Annotated in this window: 13 protein-coding genes; 10 read left to right on the forward strand and 3 right to left on the reverse strand. The window is 73.9% G+C overall.

Annotated features, from left to right (window positions below):
• Positions 1 to 44 precede the first annotated feature (44 nt).
• On the reverse strand, positions 45 to 1,019 hold the full coding sequence (locus ACFT2C_RS11305) for an alpha/beta fold hydrolase (protein WP_377207149.1): 975 nt from the start codon (positions 1,017 to 1,019) through the stop codon (positions 45 to 47).
• 170 nt (positions 1,020 to 1,189) lie between these two features.
• Between ACFT2C_RS11305 and ACFT2C_RS11310 the strand changes: the two genes are divergently transcribed.
• The 4 genes from ACFT2C_RS11310 (at position 1,190) to ACFT2C_RS11325 (ending at position 6,129) form a co-directional block, all read left to right on the forward strand.
• A complete protein-coding gene (locus ACFT2C_RS11310; protein WP_377207150.1) occupies positions 1,190 to 2,143 on the forward strand; it encodes a hypothetical protein in 954 nt (317 codons plus the stop codon).
• Positions 2,144 to 2,234: 91 nt separating this feature from the next.
• Positions 2,235 to 3,452, forward strand: a complete 1,218-nt coding sequence (locus tag ACFT2C_RS11315; RefSeq protein ID WP_377207151.1) for a glycosyltransferase — start codon at positions 2,235 to 2,237, stop codon at positions 3,450 to 3,452.
• 29 nt (positions 3,453 to 3,481) lie between these two features.
• Positions 3,482 to 4,864, forward strand: a complete 1,383-nt coding sequence (locus ACFT2C_RS11320; protein ID WP_377207152.1) for a glycosyltransferase family 4 protein — start codon at positions 3,482 to 3,484, stop codon at positions 4,862 to 4,864.
• An 80-nt stretch (positions 4,865 to 4,944) separates the two neighbouring features.
• On the forward strand, positions 4,945 to 6,129 hold the full coding sequence (locus ACFT2C_RS11325; RefSeq protein WP_377207153.1) for an acyltransferase family protein: 1,185 nt from the start codon (positions 4,945 to 4,947) through the stop codon (positions 6,127 to 6,129).
• 40 nt (positions 6,130 to 6,169) lie between these two features.
• Here the strand turns inward: ACFT2C_RS11325 and ACFT2C_RS11330 are convergent, their stop codons facing one another.
• Entirely contained in the window at positions 6,170 to 6,997 is an 828-nt protein-coding gene (locus tag ACFT2C_RS11330) for an RDD family protein (RefSeq protein ID WP_377207223.1), read from the reverse strand.
• Positions 6,998 to 7,063: 66 nt separating this feature from the next.
• On the opposite strand from ACFT2C_RS11330, the gene ACFT2C_RS11335 reads away from it, so the two are divergent.
• The 6 genes from ACFT2C_RS11335 (at position 7,064) to ACFT2C_RS11360 (ending at position 13,895) form a co-directional block, all read left to right on the forward strand.
• A complete protein-coding gene (locus ACFT2C_RS11335) occupies positions 7,064 to 8,053 on the forward strand; it encodes a stage II sporulation protein M (RefSeq protein WP_377207154.1) in 990 nt (329 codons plus the stop codon).
• Between the two features lie 109 nt (positions 8,054 to 8,162).
• Positions 8,163 to 9,398 carry a hypothetical protein gene (locus ACFT2C_RS11340; RefSeq protein ID WP_377207155.1) on the forward strand — a complete coding sequence of 412 codons (1,236 nt, stop codon included), beginning with the start codon at positions 8,163 to 8,165 and terminating at the stop codon, positions 9,396 to 9,398.
• Between the two features lies 1 nt (position 9,399).
• Positions 9,400 to 10,023, forward strand: coding sequence for a DUF4129 domain-containing protein (locus tag ACFT2C_RS11345; protein ID WP_377207156.1), 624 nt, complete (start codon positions 9,400 to 9,402; stop codon positions 10,021 to 10,023).
• The gene (locus ACFT2C_RS11350; protein ID WP_377207157.1) at positions 10,020 to 11,336 is read left to right on the forward strand and encodes a DUF4350 domain-containing protein; all 1,317 of its coding nucleotides are present in this window, start codon (positions 10,020 to 10,022) and stop codon (positions 11,334 to 11,336) included. The genes ACFT2C_RS11345 and ACFT2C_RS11350 overlap by 4 nt, the downstream gene beginning before the upstream one ends.
• Positions 11,337 to 11,389: 53 nt before the next feature.
• Positions 11,390 to 12,463 (forward strand): AAA family ATPase, encoded by a 1,074-nt coding sequence (locus tag ACFT2C_RS11355; RefSeq protein WP_377207224.1) that lies wholly within the window; start codon positions 11,390 to 11,392, stop codon positions 12,461 to 12,463.
• A 79-nt stretch (positions 12,464 to 12,542) separates the two neighbouring features.
• A complete protein-coding gene (locus ACFT2C_RS11360; RefSeq protein WP_377207158.1) occupies positions 12,543 to 13,895 on the forward strand; it encodes a DUF58 domain-containing protein in 1,353 nt (450 codons plus the stop codon).
• Positions 13,896 to 14,001: 106 nt separating this feature from the next.
• On the opposite strand, the gene ACFT2C_RS11365 is transcribed toward ACFT2C_RS11360, so the two are convergent.
• Positions 14,002 to 15,183 carry a trypsin-like serine peptidase gene (locus ACFT2C_RS11365; protein ID WP_377207159.1) on the reverse strand — a complete coding sequence of 394 codons (1,182 nt, stop codon included), beginning with the start codon at positions 15,181 to 15,183 and terminating at the stop codon, positions 14,002 to 14,004.
• Positions 15,184 to 15,267: the final 84 nt, after the last annotated feature.

A 15,267-nucleotide genomic window follows, 5' to 3' on the forward strand; every position in this document is an offset into this window, starting at 1 on the left:
AGCTTGTCGAGACCAGGTCTCGACAAGCTCGACCACCGGAGCGATCAGGCGGCCGCGGAGGCCGCGGCGTGGTCGTCCAGGAAGGCGGCTACCTCGGTCGCCACTGCGCCGGGCGTCTCGTAGTGGGTCAGGTGCCCGACGCCGGGGACCAGCACGAGCCGCGCGTCGTCGAACAGGGCCACCAGGTCCTGCTGGTCGGACGCCGGGGCGAGATCGTCCCGCGCGCCGCCGACCAGCAGGCTGGGCACGTCGATGCCCGCCGCCCACTCCCGGACGCTGCCTGTGATCGAGGCGCGGAACGCCTCCAGCAGCGACCGCCGCGTTCCGAACCCGGCGAAATACCGGTCGTGCTCCTCGTGGATCCAGCGGCGCAGCGCCCGGTCCGGCGTACGGACCATCGCGACGCTCGCGATGCGGGTCAGCGCGGCGTGCCTGAGCAAGGTGGTGCCGGTCGCCTCGGGCAGCGCACCGGCCAGGTCGTGCACGACGGCGGTGGCGCCGACCCCCATCCGGCCGCGGCCCGACAGCGGGGGCCGGGGGATGGGGTTGATCAGCACGAGGGCGCGCGCGAGCGGAGCCGCGGGGGTTCCGTCGGTCTCCGACCCGGCGGACGCGGCCCCGGAGAGGGTCGCCGCCGCGACCACCGACCCGAACGAGTGTCCCGCCAGCGCCGCGGCCCCGCCCGGGGCCACCTCCCCCAAGAGGTCGCGCGCCCAGGCGGCGTAGCCGGGGACGTCGTGCCCTCCGTCCGGCAGCGGGGGGGACGCCCCGAACCCGGGTAGGTCGGGCACCGTGATCCGGAGGTCCGGGCGCTCGCGGAGCAGGTGGGCCACTATCGGCTCGAGCCCGTGGTGGTCGCCCCGGAATCCGTGCAGCATGACCAGCTGGTCGGCGGCGTCGTCGTCGGACCCGTACCGCCACAGGTGCGTGGTGCCGCCGCGCAGGGCGACCTGCGCGCGGGTCACGGGAGTACCGGAGACCAGCGCCGTGTACGGCGAGGGGAGCGATTGGCGTGCCATTGTCGCGAGCCTAACCACTGGGAACCCTGAAACAGGCACCATCACCCGACCTTCCGGGAACTACGGGACAAGGTGGGGGTGAACCCCACGAAAAGGTCGGGGGTGAACCCCTGATGAATAGGGGGAGACCCCTATGGTTGGCGAGTGCTGAGACAGTCAAGATGGAGCCCATGACCATCCTCGCCATCGGCCTGACGCTGATCGGCGCCGTGTGTTTCGCGGTGGCCTCGGTGCTTCAGCATCACGCCGTGACGACCACGGAGCACCCCGATGATGTCGGCAGGGCCGACGAGACGGGGCAGCTCGTCGAGCCCGCCGGGACGCGCCCGCTGAGCCCGCGGCACCTCCTGGCGATCGTCCGGAGAAGGCGCTGGCTCCAGGGCGCGGGCCTCGCCGCGATCGGGTCGATAGTCAACGGCGTCGCCCTGCTCATGGCCCCGCTGCGGGTGGTGCAGCCGGTCGGCGTGCTCGCCGTCCCGCTGGCCGTGCTGCTGTCGGCCGCCAAGGCGCGCCGCAGGCCCTCCGCCGGTGTGCTGCTCGGCGCGGCCCTGACCGTCGGGGGCGTCGCGGTGTTCGTCGTGGCGTCGGCCGGCTCAGCCACCACCCACACGCCGTCGGCCAGGGCGACGCTTACAGCCGGGCTGGTCGTCGCGGCGCTCGTCGTCGTGCTCGGCGCGGCCGGGCTGGCGCGGCACGGCCGCGGACCGCTGCGCTGCCTCGCCCTGGCCAGCGCCGTCGCGGCGGCGTACGGCCTGCTCTCCGCGCTCGTCCGGGTCGCCGCCCAGGCGGCCGCCGACACGGGGATCCTGTCGCCGCTCGTGCTGGGCTGCGCGGCCGGAGCGCTCGTCGCCTTCGCCGCCGGCGCCTGGCTCGTGCAGCATGCCTACCACGCGGGCGCCCCGGAGATCGTCATCGCCTGCCTGACCGTCGCCGACCCGATCGTGGCCGTGGTGCTCGGCGCGGTGCTGCTCGGCGAAGGGTCGACGACGCCGGTCGGCGCCTGGGTGCTGCTCGGCGCCGCGGCCCTCACGGCGACCGTCGGCGTCCTCACTCTTGCCCACCACCACCCCGACGCGGTGGCCGCCCGTGCCGAGCGGGAAGGCTCCGTCGCCGTCCGGGCCTGACCCGGACGATCTCCTTTTGAGCTGTCGACCCTGTTCGCCTGAAGCCTGAACAAGACAATTGTCCAGAACCAGCCCCGCCCGGGGCGGAATCATGGGAGTCCCTACAGTGAACATGCTCCGGATCCTCGTCGCCGCCGACACGTTCGCCCCCGACGTCAACGGCGCAGCGCGCTTCGCGGACCGGCTCTCCGCCGGGCTGGCCGCGCGCGGGCACGACGTGCACGTCCTGGCGCCCTCGCCCACCGGGCGCGCCGGCACCGAGGTGCGGGACGGCGTCGTCGTCCACCGCATGGCGTCCCGGCGCATGCCCGGGCTGGACGCCATGCGCGTGTCCCTGCCGTGGGAGACGTCGCCCGAGGTGAAGAAGGTGTTCGCGCGGGTGCAGCCCGACGTCGTCCACACGAACGGGCACATGCTGCTCGGCCGGGCCGTCGTGCAGTCCGCGCTGCGGGCCGACGTGCCGGTGGTCGCGACGAACCACCTCATGCCGGAGAACATCGTGGGCTACCTGCCGCTGTTCGGGCCGCTGCGCGCGGCGTTCGCCGAGTGGATGTACCGCGACCTCGGCCGCGTCTACTCCAAGGCCGACGCCGTCACCGCGCCGACCCCGCGCGCCGTCGACCTGATCAACCGCCGGGCGGGGCTGACCGCCGCGTTCCCGGTGTCCAACGGCATCGACGCCACCGCGTACGAGCAGGCGCGGGCCGCGGTCGTCGCCCGCCGGGGCACGCCCGGCGGGCCCGACACGCTGTACGAGCCGACGGTGCTGTTCGTCGGCAGGCTCGACCAGGAGAAGCGGGTCGACGAGCTGATCCGCGCGTTCGCCCGGATCGCCCCCGACGTGCGCGGCCGCCTCGAGGTGGTCGGCGACGGCGCGTACCGCGGGACCTGGGAGGCGCTCGCGGACAAGCTCGGCGTGACCCAGCGGGTGCGTTTCCGCGGCCGCGTGTCCGACGACGAGCTCCTGGCCGCCTACGCGACGGCCGACCTGTTCTGCATGCCCGGGGTCTCCGAGCTGCAGAGCATCGTGACCATGGAGGCGATGGCGGCGGGGCTGCCCGTGGTGGCTGCCGACGCGATGGCCCTGCCGCACCTGGTGCGGCCGGGCACCAACGGCGAGCTGTTCACGCCCGGCGACGTCGACGGCCTGGCCGGGCACCTCCGGACGCTGCTGACCGACGTGCCCCTGCGCGAGCGGTACGGCACCGCCGGGCGCGAGCTGATCGAGGCGCACACGATGGGCGCGACCCTTGGCATCTTCGAGGCGCTCTACGAGAAGGTGATGAGCGGGGCGCCGGTCGCCGCGTGAGCATCGTGCGACCGCCCGAGCCTGTGCCCGTGACTGCGCAGCCCGCCGCCGGGCCCGCTGCCCCACCCGCTGCCCCACCCGCTGCCCCACCCGCTGCCCCACCCGCCGCCCGGCGCGTCGCGGTGGTGTGCGACTACGCGCTGGACTATCTCGGCGGCGCCCAGACCGCCCTGGTCGAGCAGGTCGCGGCGCTGACCGACGCCGGGGCCGACGTGGTGATGGTCGCGCCGTCGTCGGCCGCTGCCGCGGCGCGGGCGGGGCTCGGCGAGGGTGTGACCTATGCGCAGGTCCCGGCCCGGTGGGTGCTGCCCGGCCTGGAACTGCCGGTGGTCATGAACTCGGCGCGGGTGCGGCGCGTGCTGGCCGCGGTCTTCGCCGAGCACCGGACCGAGGTGGTCCAGCTCCATTCCGAGTTCGGCGTGGCGGCCGGTGCGATCGCCGTCGCGGGAGAGATGGGTCTCCCGGTGGTCCACACGGTGCACACGTTCTTCTGGCAGACGTCGCTCCGGCCGCAGCGCCTCGTCGCCGCCCTCGTCCGCGCCTTCCACCGCGCGATCACCGGCTGGCGCCCGACGCGGGCCGACCTGGCCGACCGGGCGGCGGACAGCGCGCTGCGCAACATGACCCTCGGCGTCGCCCGGCGGGCCGACCAGGTGGTCTCGCCGTCGGCCCACCAGGCCGAACGGCTCCGCGCCGCCGGGCTCGACCGGGTGGCGGTGGTGCCGAACACGGTCAGGGCGCCGGGCACGGCGTTGGGCACTGCGCCGGGCGCGGCGTCGGAGCGCGCGGCGCGGGTGCTCGACCGGGTCGAGGGCCCGCTGCGGATCATCTGGATCGGTCGGTGCGAGCCGGAGAAGCGGATCCTGCCCTTCGTCCGGGCGCTCGTCGCCGCGCAGCGCACGCTCGGGCCGGGCCGGCTGCACGGCGTCGTCGTCGGCGACGGGAGCCAGCTCGCCGAGGCGCGGCAGATCGCGGCGGACGCCGAGATCGACCTGCTCGGCAGGCAGGACCACGACCGGATCCCGGAGCTCCTCGCGCAGGCGCACCTGGTGGCGCTGACCTCGTACGGCTTCGACAACCAGCCGATGACCATCGTCGAGGCGGTCGCGGCCGGGCGCGGCGTCGTCTACTGCGACCCCGCGCTCAGCGAGGGGCTGTCCGGGCCGGGAATCCAGGTGCCGGCTGCCGAGGCGGAGATCACCGCCGCGCTGGTGGACCTCGTCGAGCATCCCGACCGGGTGGTGGCCGCGTCCCGGGCGACGGAGCAGGCGCGCGCCGAGTTCGCGCCGCAGACGCACGCCCGCCGCATGCTCGACCTGTACGACGACGCCGTCGACCGGGCCCGGTCGGCCGGAGCGCTCCGGACGGTCGGCGCTGCCCGGACTGCGGAACCGGAAGCCCTACCACGCTGATCCCTCGACGGACGCGCTTCTGCCACCTTTGGTAAGGTGATTTTTGACCGTTATCGTTCCGTGATCTAGGGTCGGCGGCGATGACTCGTCCTGACATCTCGCCCAACGTGCCCGAGGCGACCTCCACGACCACGGGCGATCCGGCCCGGAAGACTTCCGGTCGGCTCGTGGCGATGGACGGCCTGCGCTTCACCGCCGCGGCGGCGGTGCTGCTCTACCACTTCACGGCGACCTCGTCGGCGACCAGCTACTGGGGAACCGACCCCGTGCAGGCGTTCCCGCTGCTCAACGAGGTCACCCGATACGGCTGGCTCGGCGTCGAGCTGTTCTTCATGATCTCGGGGTTCGTGATCCTGCTCAGCGCCGACGGCCGGGGGATCGCGGGGTTCGTCGCCTCCCGGGTGGGCCGGCTGTTCCCGGCGTACTGGGCGTGCATAGTGCTGACGGCGGGCCTGCAGCAGGTGTGGTCGGGCGGACGCCGGACGACGCTGACCGAGACCCTCGTCAACCTCACGATGGTGCAGGACCTGTTCCAGGTCACGGGGGTCCAGGTGGTGTTCTGGACCCTGCTGGTGGAGCTCAAGTTCTACCTGCTCGTGTTCGTGGTGCTGGCGCTGGGCCCGCTGACGCGCAACCGGGTCCTGGCCTTCGCCACCGTCTGGCCGCTTGCCGGCTGGGCCGCCCAGGAGCTCGGCGCCCACTGGCTGGCCGACCTGCTGGTGCCGGACTACGCGCCGTACTTCGCTGTCGGCATGCTGCTGTTCCTCGCCTACCGCGACGGGTTCGACCTCATCACGAGCACGCTGCTCGCCGGAGGCCTGGGCCTGTGCGTCCTGCGGGTGCTGGAGGCCTCCGGCCGCGCGTCCGACCTGCAGGGCGTCCGGGTGGACCCGGTCATCGCGGTGCTGATCATGCTGGCCAGCGTCGCCGCCGTCTGGGCGACGACGCTGCGCGGCAGGACCGCCCCGCCCCGGCGGGTGGCGGCGGTGCTCGGCACGGTCGGCGCCCTGACCTACCCCGTGTACCTGGTGCACACGCAGTTCGGGTACGCCGTGATCGACCTGCTCGCCCCCGAGACCACCCGCACCGTCGCGCTCTTCACGGCCGGCGCGCTCAGCCTGGTCCTGGCCGTGGCGATCCACTACTGCGTCGAGCGCCCGACGTCGGCCCGGCTGCGCCGGGCTGTGCAGGCCGGGCTGCTGCGCTGCTCGTACGCGCTGCGCTCGCGCGGCCTGATGCGCGCGTGGGACCAGGTCCGCACCTGACGGGGACGCTGACGCGGACGGGGCCGCGGGGTCGGCGCGCTCAGCGGGGCGGGTCCGCCACGGCGAACGGGAGGCGGTGCAGCAGCTCGGCCTGTTCCTCGGCCCGCTTGCGCTCCCGCCGGCCGGCGCCGAGCTCGCGCTCGCGCCGCTCGGCGAGGACGGCGTGCAGGAACGCCTCGGGGTGCGTACCCGGCGGCGGCCCGGGGGCAACGTAGGGCTCGATGCGGCCGGCGAGGTCGTCGGCGAGCCGCGCCCGGGACTCCGGCGCGAGACGTGCGGCGCGGCCGAGGAGCTGCCGTGCGGCCAGCGCCAGCCCGTCGGGCAGGCGCCGCATGTCGGCGGTGTGCGCCCACGAGGCCAGGGCCTGGGGCATCACCACCGGGGCCGACGGCGGCCTGCCGCCCCGCACCCGCACCGCGTAGGTGCCCGCCGCGATGTCCCCGAGGCGCTTGCCCTTCGCATTGGCCAGCGACGCGACGGCCGCGATGCCGCCGAACGTGAGCCACAGCTCGATCACCCCGACCAGGGCCCGGACCAGCGCATGCCGGAACCGGACCGGGCCGCCGTCGTCGCGCACCACGCGGATGCCGCAGGCGAGCTTGCCGACCGACCGGCCGCGGGACAGCGTCTCGACGGTGACGGGTACGCCCACCATGACCACGACGGTCGCGACCACGTAGACCACCAGGGCGATGTCCTCGCCCAGCGCGGCGTTGTCGAGGAACCAGACGCCGCCCACGACCAGCGCGGTCACGATGACGGCGCCGATGATCAGGAAGTCCAGCATGGCGCCCATGGCGCGCGTGATGAACGACGCCGGGCGCGCGTCCAGCACCACGCCCTCGCCGATGACTATGCCGTCCTGCACGGTTCCTCCGGTCGGGTGCGGGGCCTTGGGGATCACTCCGTAACTCCTGTGCGGCAGACTACCGCCGTGGACATCGACGCCTTCACCGCCGTGCACGCCGCAGAGTGGGACCGCCTCAAGGAGCTCTCGTCCCGGCGCCGTCTGGACGGCGCCGAGTCCGACGAGCTGGTCCGGCTGTACCAGTCGGTGGCCACGCACCTGTCGACGGTCCGGTCGGCTGCTCCGGACCCGGCGCTGGTCACCCGCCTGTCCGACGTCCTGAACCGCGCGCGCACCCGCATCGCCGGCACGCACGAGCCCGCCTGGCGCGAGGTCGTGCGGTTCGCGGTCGTGTCGCTGCCCGCGGCGTTCTACCGGATCCGGTGGTGGTCGCACGCGGTGACCGCGGCCTGCCTGCTCATCGCGATAATCGCCGGCGTTTACATCGCCGGCGACGCCGATGCGATGAACTCGCTGATGACGCCCTCCGCGCAGGAGGACTACGTGAACAACGCGTTCGCGTCCTACTACGACCCGGGCATCGGGTTCGCCGCGGTCGTGTGGACGAACAACGCGTGGATCGCCGCCCAGGCTGTCGGCGGCGGGATCACCGGCTTCTTCCCCCTGATGGTGCTCTGGCAGAACGCGGTGCAGGTCGGCGCCACCGGCGGCATGATGGCCGCCCACGACGAGCTCGACCTGTTCCTCACGCTCATCGCGCCGCACGGCCTGCTGGAGCTGACGTGCATCTTCGTGGCGGGCGCGGCGGGCCTGCGGCTCTTCTGGACCCTGATCGACCCGGGCCACCGCAAGCGCTCGGTCGCCATGGCCGCCGAGGGCCGCGCCCTGATCACGACGGTCATCGGCCTCGCGGTGGCGCTCGGCGTCTCCGGCCTCGTGGAGGGCTTCGTCACCGGGTCCGAGCTGTACTGGTGGCTCAAGATCGTGATCGGCGCGATCGTGCTCGCCGGGTTCTGGACCTACGTGTACGTCCTGGGCCGCCGGGCGGTCCGCGCCGGCGCCACCGGTGACCTCGCCGAGCACGAGGCGGGCGCCACGGTGGTCACGGCTGGGTGACGGTTGCGCGCGGCGGCCGCCGCGGGATGAATATCGCGGCTCGTTGTCAGCCTCCCGTACTAGGGTTGCCGGGCAGGCACGACTTGAGACGACATCCGGAGCACGCCCCATGACGACGCCCGAGAGCGCACCCGACCAGCCGGCGCAGCCGACGCCCCCGCAGCCCGGAGGGTCCCAGCCCGCCGGCTGGGGCGAGCCGCCGCGGTACGGGCAGTACGCGCCCGGGTACGACCCGGCGGCGCCGCCCGCGCCCGGGCAGCCGGCGGCCGGCCAGCCGCAGGGCACACCGCAGTACGGGACGCCGCAGGGCGGCCCGGCGGGCGGGCAGTACGGCCAGAGCCAGTACGGGCAGTACTCCCCGTACTCCTCGCAGACGTCCGGCTACCGGCCCCCGGCCGACAAGCCCGGCATCGTCCCGCTGCGCCCGCTCACCCTGGGCGAGCTGTACGACGGCGCGTTCGGCGCCGTCCGGCACAACCCGGGCGTGACGCTGGGACTGACGGCGATCATCGTGGTCGCCGCCGTCGCGGTCGGGACCCTGATCAGCATCCCCCTCACCACGGTGTTCACCGACCTGTTCGCGTCCCTGTTCGCCCAGATCGGGGACGACCCCGCGCTCGAAGGGCTCGGATTCACGCAGGACATGCTGGGCGTGACCTACGGGTCGGCGCTCGGCACCGGCATGCTGCTCACGCTCGCCACCCCGCTCGCCATGGGCGTCATGGCCATCTCCGTCAGCGACTCGGTCATCGGGCGCAAGATCTCGGTGTCCGAGGCCTGGCAGCGCGCCGGCAAGCGCTGGTGGTTCCTGATCGGCTTCTCGCTCCTGAGCACCGCCGTCGTGCTCGTGGCCTACCTGCTGGCCGCCGGGATCGTCGCGCTCCTGGTCGTCTACGTGGACGCGGCCACCGGCGTGATTGTCGGGCTGCTGCTGTTCGTCGCGCTCGTGGTCGGTGGCGTATGGGCGTTCACCCGCGTCACCCTCATCCCGCCGGCGCTCGCCGTCGAGGGCGGCGGCTTCTGGGCCACGTGCCGACGCGCCTGGAGGCTGACGCACGGCACTTTCTGGCGAGTGCTCGGCATCTACCTGCTCACCTCGGTCATCCTCAGCGTCATCGGCCAGATCGTCGCCGTGCCGGTGAGCCTCCTCCTGAGCCTGTTCATGGTGCTGGAGAGCGGCGTGGGCCTCGCGGTCAGCTACGGGATCACCTATGTCATCACCGGCGGCATGAGCGTGCTGTTCCTCGGTGGCGTCATGGCTCTGCTCTACATCGACACCCGGATGCGACGCGAGGGGCTGGACGTGCAGCTGCAGGCCGCGGCCTCGGCCGCGGCGGACAAGTGACATGAGGTTCGACGTACCCGTCGTCCCGGACCGGGACACCGCACGCGAGTGGCTCAGCAGCGAGCTGCAGGGGTCCGAGTACGCGGAGCGCGAGTCGCTGCTGACGCGCCTGATCAACTGGGCGCTGGACTGGCTGAACAACATCGAGTGGCCCGACACGTCGATGTCCGGCCCGCAGCTCGGCACGGTCATCGCGGTGATCGCTGTGGTGGTCCTCGTGATCGCGTGGCTGGTGGCTGGTCCGGTGCGGCTCGGGCGCGAGCGTGCGGGCTCCGCCGAGGTCCTGGACGCCGACGACGCCCGTACCGCCGCCCAGATGCGCCGGGCAGCCGACGCGGCGGCGGCCTCGGGCGAGTGGCGGACCGCTGCCGTCGAGCGCTTCCGAGCCGTCGTCCGCTCCCTGGAGGAACGCGTGATCATCGAGCCGCGACCCGGCCGCACGGCACAGGAGGCCGCCGCCGACGCCGGTGAGCGCCTGCCGGCCCAGGCCGCAGGCCTGCGCTCGGGCGCCGACCTGTTCGACGGCGTCGAGTACGGCGACCGGGTGGCCACCGCGGAGGACGACGCGGCCCTGCGCGCGCTCGACGCCGAGGTCAACGCGGCCCGGCCCGAGGTCGCCGCATGACCGCGCGGTCCTCGCCCCCGCCGCCCGCCGCCCCGGCGTCGCCTGCCTCGACCCTGCCCGCCCCCACGCCGCCCGCTGCGGTCTCGGTGGCGCCGTCCGGCCCGGTCGACGAGCCGCCGGTCGTCATCGGTGACGACACCACCGGCCGGACGCGCGCCGCCAGCACCTGGCGCCGGATGCGCTGGCCGTTCGTGGTGCTCGTCGTGCTCGCCCTCTTCGTCCTGTTCCTCGCGGTGGTGCGCACGCCGACGTCGGCCGACCCGTACGCCCCGGACAACCCGGAGGCGGGCGGCGCCATGGCCGTGGCCGAGGTGCTGAAGGACCAGGGCGTGCGCGTCACGCACGTGACCACGGTGGCCGACGCCGTGGCCGCCGCCGGGCCGGACAGCACGCTCCTGGTGACGCCCAACCCGGCGTTCTTCGCCGACGACCAGATCTCGTCGCTCAGCCGCACGGGCGCCGACCTCGTGGTGGTCCAGCCCGACTTCAGTCTGGTCGCGGGCGTGAGCCGGGACACCGTCGACTCGACGTACGGCGAGTCGAGCGGCCCGGTCCAGCCCCAGTGCGACGACCCGTCGGCCCAGGCGGCGGGCGCGGTCGAGCTGACGCCCGGCCTCTACGACACGTCCACCGGCGGCGACGACGTCCGCCCGGTCCTGTGCTGGCCCGACGGCACGGGCGCCGCCGCCTACGCGCGCCTGGACTTCCCGAACCGCTCGGTGACGATGGTCAGCGACCCGGCGGTGATCCGGAACGACTCGGTCCTGCAGGAGGGCAACGCGGCGCTCGCGCTGTGGATGCTGGGGCAGAACGAGCACCTGGTCTGGCTGGTGCCGAGCCCGATGGACGTCAGCACCGGCGACGACGAGCCCACGCCCGCCGAGCGCGGCCAGGTGAACGAGCTGATGCCGCCGGGCTCCGCCCCCGTCGCCCTCGTGGCCGTGCTCGCCGCCGTGCTGCTGGCGTTCTGGCGGGTGCGCCGCATGGGCCCGCTGGTCGTCGAGGACCTGCCCGTCCTCGTCCGGTCCGCCGAGGCGACGAGGGGGCGCGCCCGCCTGTACCGGGCCGCCCGCGCGAGAGGGCACGCCGCCGCGGGCCTGCGCGCGTCGACGGCCGACCGGATCGCCTCCCGCCTCGGCCTGGCCCGCTCCTCCGATGCGAATACCGTGGTCGATGCCGTAGTGGCCGCAACCAACCGCCCGTCGCAGCAGGTGGCAGACCTGCTCTACGGCCCACCCCCCGCTGACGACGCCGCGCTCGCCGAGCTCGCGCGCCGACTCGACATCCTGGAGAGCGAGGTCCACCGACCGTGACCGAACCAGCCTTCCCGAACCAGCCCGCCCCGCAGCAGGCCGTGGAGACGCCCATGCCGCAGCCCGCCGAGCAGGTGCGGGCCGAGCAGGCGCCGGCCGAGCAGGCGTCCGCTGAGCAGACGCCCGCGCCGCAGGCAGCGCCCGAGCCGCAGGCAGCGCCCGAGCCGCCTGCCCCGTCGCAGGAGCTGCGCTCCGCCCTGGCGGCGGTCCGTACGGAGGTGGGCAAGGCCGTCGTCGGGCAGGACGCGGCCGTGACCAGCCTGCTCATCGCCCTGCTCTGCCAGGGGCACGTGCTCCTGGAGGGCGTGCCGGGCGTGGCGAAGACCCTCCTGGTCCGCACCCTGGCGGCGGCCCTGAAGCTGGACACCAAGCGCATCCAGTTCACGCCCGACCTCATGCCGGGCGACGTGACGGGCTCGCTCGTCTACGACGCGCGCACCGCCGAGTTCTCGTTCCGCGAGGGCCCCGTGTTCACGAACCTGGTGCTGGCGGACGAGATCAACCGCACGCCCCCCAAGACCCAGGCGTCGCTGCTGGAGGCGATGGAGGAGCGGCAGGTGTCGGTGGACGGCAAGCCCCGCCCGCTGCCCGACCCGTTCCTGGTGATCGCGACCCAGAACCCCGTCGAGTACGAGGGCACCTACTCGCTGCCCGAGGCCCAGCTCGACCGGTTCCTGCTCAAGCTCGTGCTCCCGATGCCCGAGCGCGAGCAGGAGGTCGAGGTCCTGGCCCGGCACGCAGCGGGCTTCGACCCGCGCAACCTCGCGGCCGCCGGCGTCACGCCCGTGGCCGACGCCACGATCTTGGAGCGTGCCCGCGCCGAGGTCGCCCGCGTCCAGGTGTCCCGCGAGGTGCTCGGCTACGCCGTCGACGTCTGCCGCGCCACCCGCTTCTCGCCGTCGCTGTCGCTCGGCGTCTCGCCGCGTGGCGCGACCGCGCTGCTGCGCACGGCCCGGGCCTGGGCCTGGCTGTCGGGACGCTCGTTCGTGACGCCCGACGACATCAAGGCGCTCGCCCACCCGACGCTCCGGCACCGCGTGCAGCTGCGCGCCGAGGCCGAGCTCGAGGGCGTCACCGCCGAGGGCGTGCTGGACACGGTGCTGGCCTCCGTGCCGGTACCGCGGTGACGACGGTGGTCGTGCCTGCCTTTCCGGTGATCGCCCTTCGACAGGCTCAGGAACCGCTCGTCGAGACCCAGGGCGCCCGATGGTCGTGACGTGGCGGGCCGCCGCCCTGATGGGGCTCGGCGTGGTGCCCGTGCTGCTCCTGCCGGCGAACGGCACGGTGCTGGTGTGGGCGACCGTGGTGGTCCTCGCGTGCGTGGTGGACATCGTGCTGGCCGCGTCGCCGCGTCGGGTGGGCGTGCAGCGGCGGGTGCCGGGCTCGGTCCGGCTGCGCTCGGAGGCCACCAGCGAGCTGGTGGTCCGCAACGTGTCCGGACGGCGGCTGCGCGCCGTGGTCCGGGACGCGTGGGGGCCGTCGGCCGGCGCGGGTCCGGGGCGGGGGAGCGGTGAGCGGGTACGCCCGGCGTCGGGCGGATCGGGGCGCCACCACGTGAACCTGCCCGATGGCGAGGCCGCGCGCCTGCCCACGACCCTCGTGCCGACGCGGCGCGGCGACCGCGCGGCGGGCGGCGTGACGATCCGCAGCGTGGGCCCACTGGGCCTGGCGGGCCGCCAGGTCACGCTGCCGGTGCCCGGGCGCCTGCGCGTGCTGCCGGAGTTCGCGAGCCGCAAGCACCTGCCCTCGCGGCTGGCGCGGCTGCGGGAGATGGACGGCCGCGCGGCGGTGCAGATCCGCGGCGAGGGCACGGAGTTCGACTCGCTGCGCGAGTACGTGGTGGGCGACGACGTCCGCTCGATCGACTGGCGCGCCACCGCCCGCCGCCGCGAGGTGGTGGTGCGCACCTGGCGCCCCGAGCGCGACCGGCGGGTGCTCATCGTCCTGGACACGGGCCGCACGTCCGCGGCCCGGGTGGGCGCCGCGGACTCGACGGGCGCGCCCCGCCTGGACGCCAGCATCGAGGCGGCGCTGCTGCTCGCGGCACTGGCCGGGCACGCGGGCGACCGGGTCGAGCTCGTGGCGTTCGACCGCACCGTGCGTTCCCGCGTGGCCGGCGCGGCCGGGCCTCGGCTCATGCCCGCCATGGCCGAGTCGCTGGCGACCGTGGAACCGGTGCTGCTGGAGACCGACTGGCCCGGCGTGGTGACGCAGGTGCGGACCCGCATGACGCAGCGCGCGCTCGTGGTGCTGCTCACGACCCTTGACCCGGCGGCTGTGGAGAACGGCCTGCTGCCCGTCGTGGACCAGCTCGCCCGCGACCATACGGTCGTCGTCGCCTCCGTCGCGGACGAGGAGGTGGCGGGGCTGCGCGCCGGCCGCGACACGGTCGCCGAGGTGTACGACGCCGCGGCCGCCGCGCGCGGCGACCTGGAGCGCACCGCCGTCACCACGATGCTGCGCCGCTACGGCGCCGACGTCGTGGAGGCCCTGCCGGACAACCTGGCCCCACGCCTGGCGGACGAGTACCTGGCCCTGAAGGCGGCGGGCCGGCTCTGACGCCCGAAGGTTCGATCCGCGAAGTAGAGCGCCTGTCCGGGTCTTCCTGGTGTCACCAGGGAGAGCCGGACAGGCGCTCTACTTCGCGGATCGAACCTGACTCAGGTCAGCCGTTGGTCGACACCGCGAGCCGGCGGACGGCGCTGTCGAAGTGCGGGGACCCGATGGAGCGGTTCTGCGGGGTCCCGTACGAGGTGACGCCCCGGACATATCCCAGGCGGGTGCGGTCGCTGTAGTGCCACACCCAGGGTCCGCCGGAGGAACCCTCGCCGAAGTTGCACCCGCTGATCAGCGAGGTGCGCGGCGCGACGCCGCTCTTGCGCGTCATGTCCTGGCAGCCCCACATCACCTGGCCGTCGTCCAGGTTGTACGGGTAGCCGAACGTCGTCGTGGGCCAGCGGTAGTACTGGTCGATCTTCAGCCCGTTGCCGCCGACCGCGCTGACCACGCGCTGGCCCCGCCCGTTCGCGTACGTCGTGATCATCCCGACGTCGCGGTACCAGCCCTGGTTCGTGCCGCCCTTCTCGATCCAGGTCCTGAAGGTGTGCAGCGTGCGAGCCTGGAACGTCCCGTACGGCGTCTTGTTCTCCGCCTCGCCGTTGAACCTCGGCACGAAGACCAGGTTGCTGCGCCAGCTACCGCCCCGCCCGCTGTGCACGCAGTGCCCGGCGGTGATGACCACCCGCTTGGACTTGGTGTTGAGCGCCGAGGCCGAGCAGTAGCTCCCGCTCCCGTACCCGCCGATGAACAGCTTGCCCACGGTGATCGGCCACCGGTTGATCGAGTTGGTCGCCGCGCCGTCGGACTCCTCGGGACCCACCGGGCGGGTGACCGTCGTGCCGCCCTCGGCCAAGTCGCCTGCCGGGCTGCTCGGCAGGGTGCTCGCTGGGCCCGCCGTCGAGCCCGCAGCGAGGTCTGCCGCGAGGTCCTGCGCCATCCTCTTCACGAGCGCGGGGTCCCCGGGGGCGTCCAGCGGCTTGGCCGCGGCCATCCGCTCCGGCGTCCAGTACTCCAGCACGGCGGGGTCTCCGCCCTCCGTCTCGATCTGCCGCATCTCGTTCGTCGAGTACGTGCGCGACGAGGTGCCGTTCGGCTTCAGCACCGGCGCGACGGTCGACACGATCTCGCTGTCGGCGGCTTCCGCCGCTGCGGCGTCGGCCACCTTGGCCGTATCAGCCGACGCTCCGCCGTCGCCTGCGCCCCAGGCCGCCGGGACATAGGTCGCCGTCGCGATGACGGTCACGGTGGCTGCCATTGCCACCAGGCGCGACCTCTGAGTTCTGCCCATGCAATCTCCCCTGTCACTTTTGACCGGTTTATCCGATCTATTGGCGATCGAGGGAGAGGGTAGCCAAGATCCGTGGGGAGGGGT

Source organism: Promicromonospora sp. NPDC057138 (assembly GCF_042670845.1).
In the GTDB taxonomy this organism is placed as follows: Bacteria; Actinomycetota; Actinomycetes; order Actinomycetales; family Cellulomonadaceae; genus Promicromonospora.

Coding starts and splice junctions, on each gene's coding strand:
- ACFT2C_RS11360 (WP_377207158.1), top strand. CDS start 12,543: ATGGTCGTGACGTGGCGGGCCGCCGCCCTGATGGGGCTCGGCGTGGTG.
- ACFT2C_RS11350 (WP_377207157.1), top strand. CDS start 10,020: ATGACCGCGCGGTCCTCGCCCCCGCCGCCCGCCGCCCCGGCGTCGCCT.
- ACFT2C_RS11325 (WP_377207153.1), top strand. CDS start 4,945: ATGACTCGTCCTGACATCTCGCCCAACGTGCCCGAGGCGACCTCCACG.
- ACFT2C_RS11345 (WP_377207156.1), top strand. CDS start 9,400: ATGAGGTTCGACGTACCCGTCGTCCCGGACCGGGACACCGCACGCGAG.
- ACFT2C_RS11365 (WP_377207159.1), bottom strand. CDS start 15,183: ATGGGCAGAACTCAGAGGTCGCGCCTGGTGGCAATGGCAGCCACCGTG.
- ACFT2C_RS11305 (WP_377207149.1), bottom strand. CDS start 1,019: ATGGCACGCCAATCGCTCCCCTCGCCGTACACGGCGCTGGTCTCCGGT.
- ACFT2C_RS11315 (WP_377207151.1), top strand. CDS start 2,235: ATGGGAGTCCCTACAGTGAACATGCTCCGGATCCTCGTCGCCGCCGAC.
- ACFT2C_RS11355 (WP_377207224.1), top strand. CDS start 11,390: ATGCCGCAGCCCGCCGAGCAGGTGCGGGCCGAGCAGGCGCCGGCCGAG.
- ACFT2C_RS11310 (WP_377207150.1), top strand. CDS start 1,190: ATGACCATCCTCGCCATCGGCCTGACGCTGATCGGCGCCGTGTGTTTC.
- ACFT2C_RS11340 (WP_377207155.1), top strand. CDS start 8,163: ATGACGACGCCCGAGAGCGCACCCGACCAGCCGGCGCAGCCGACGCCC.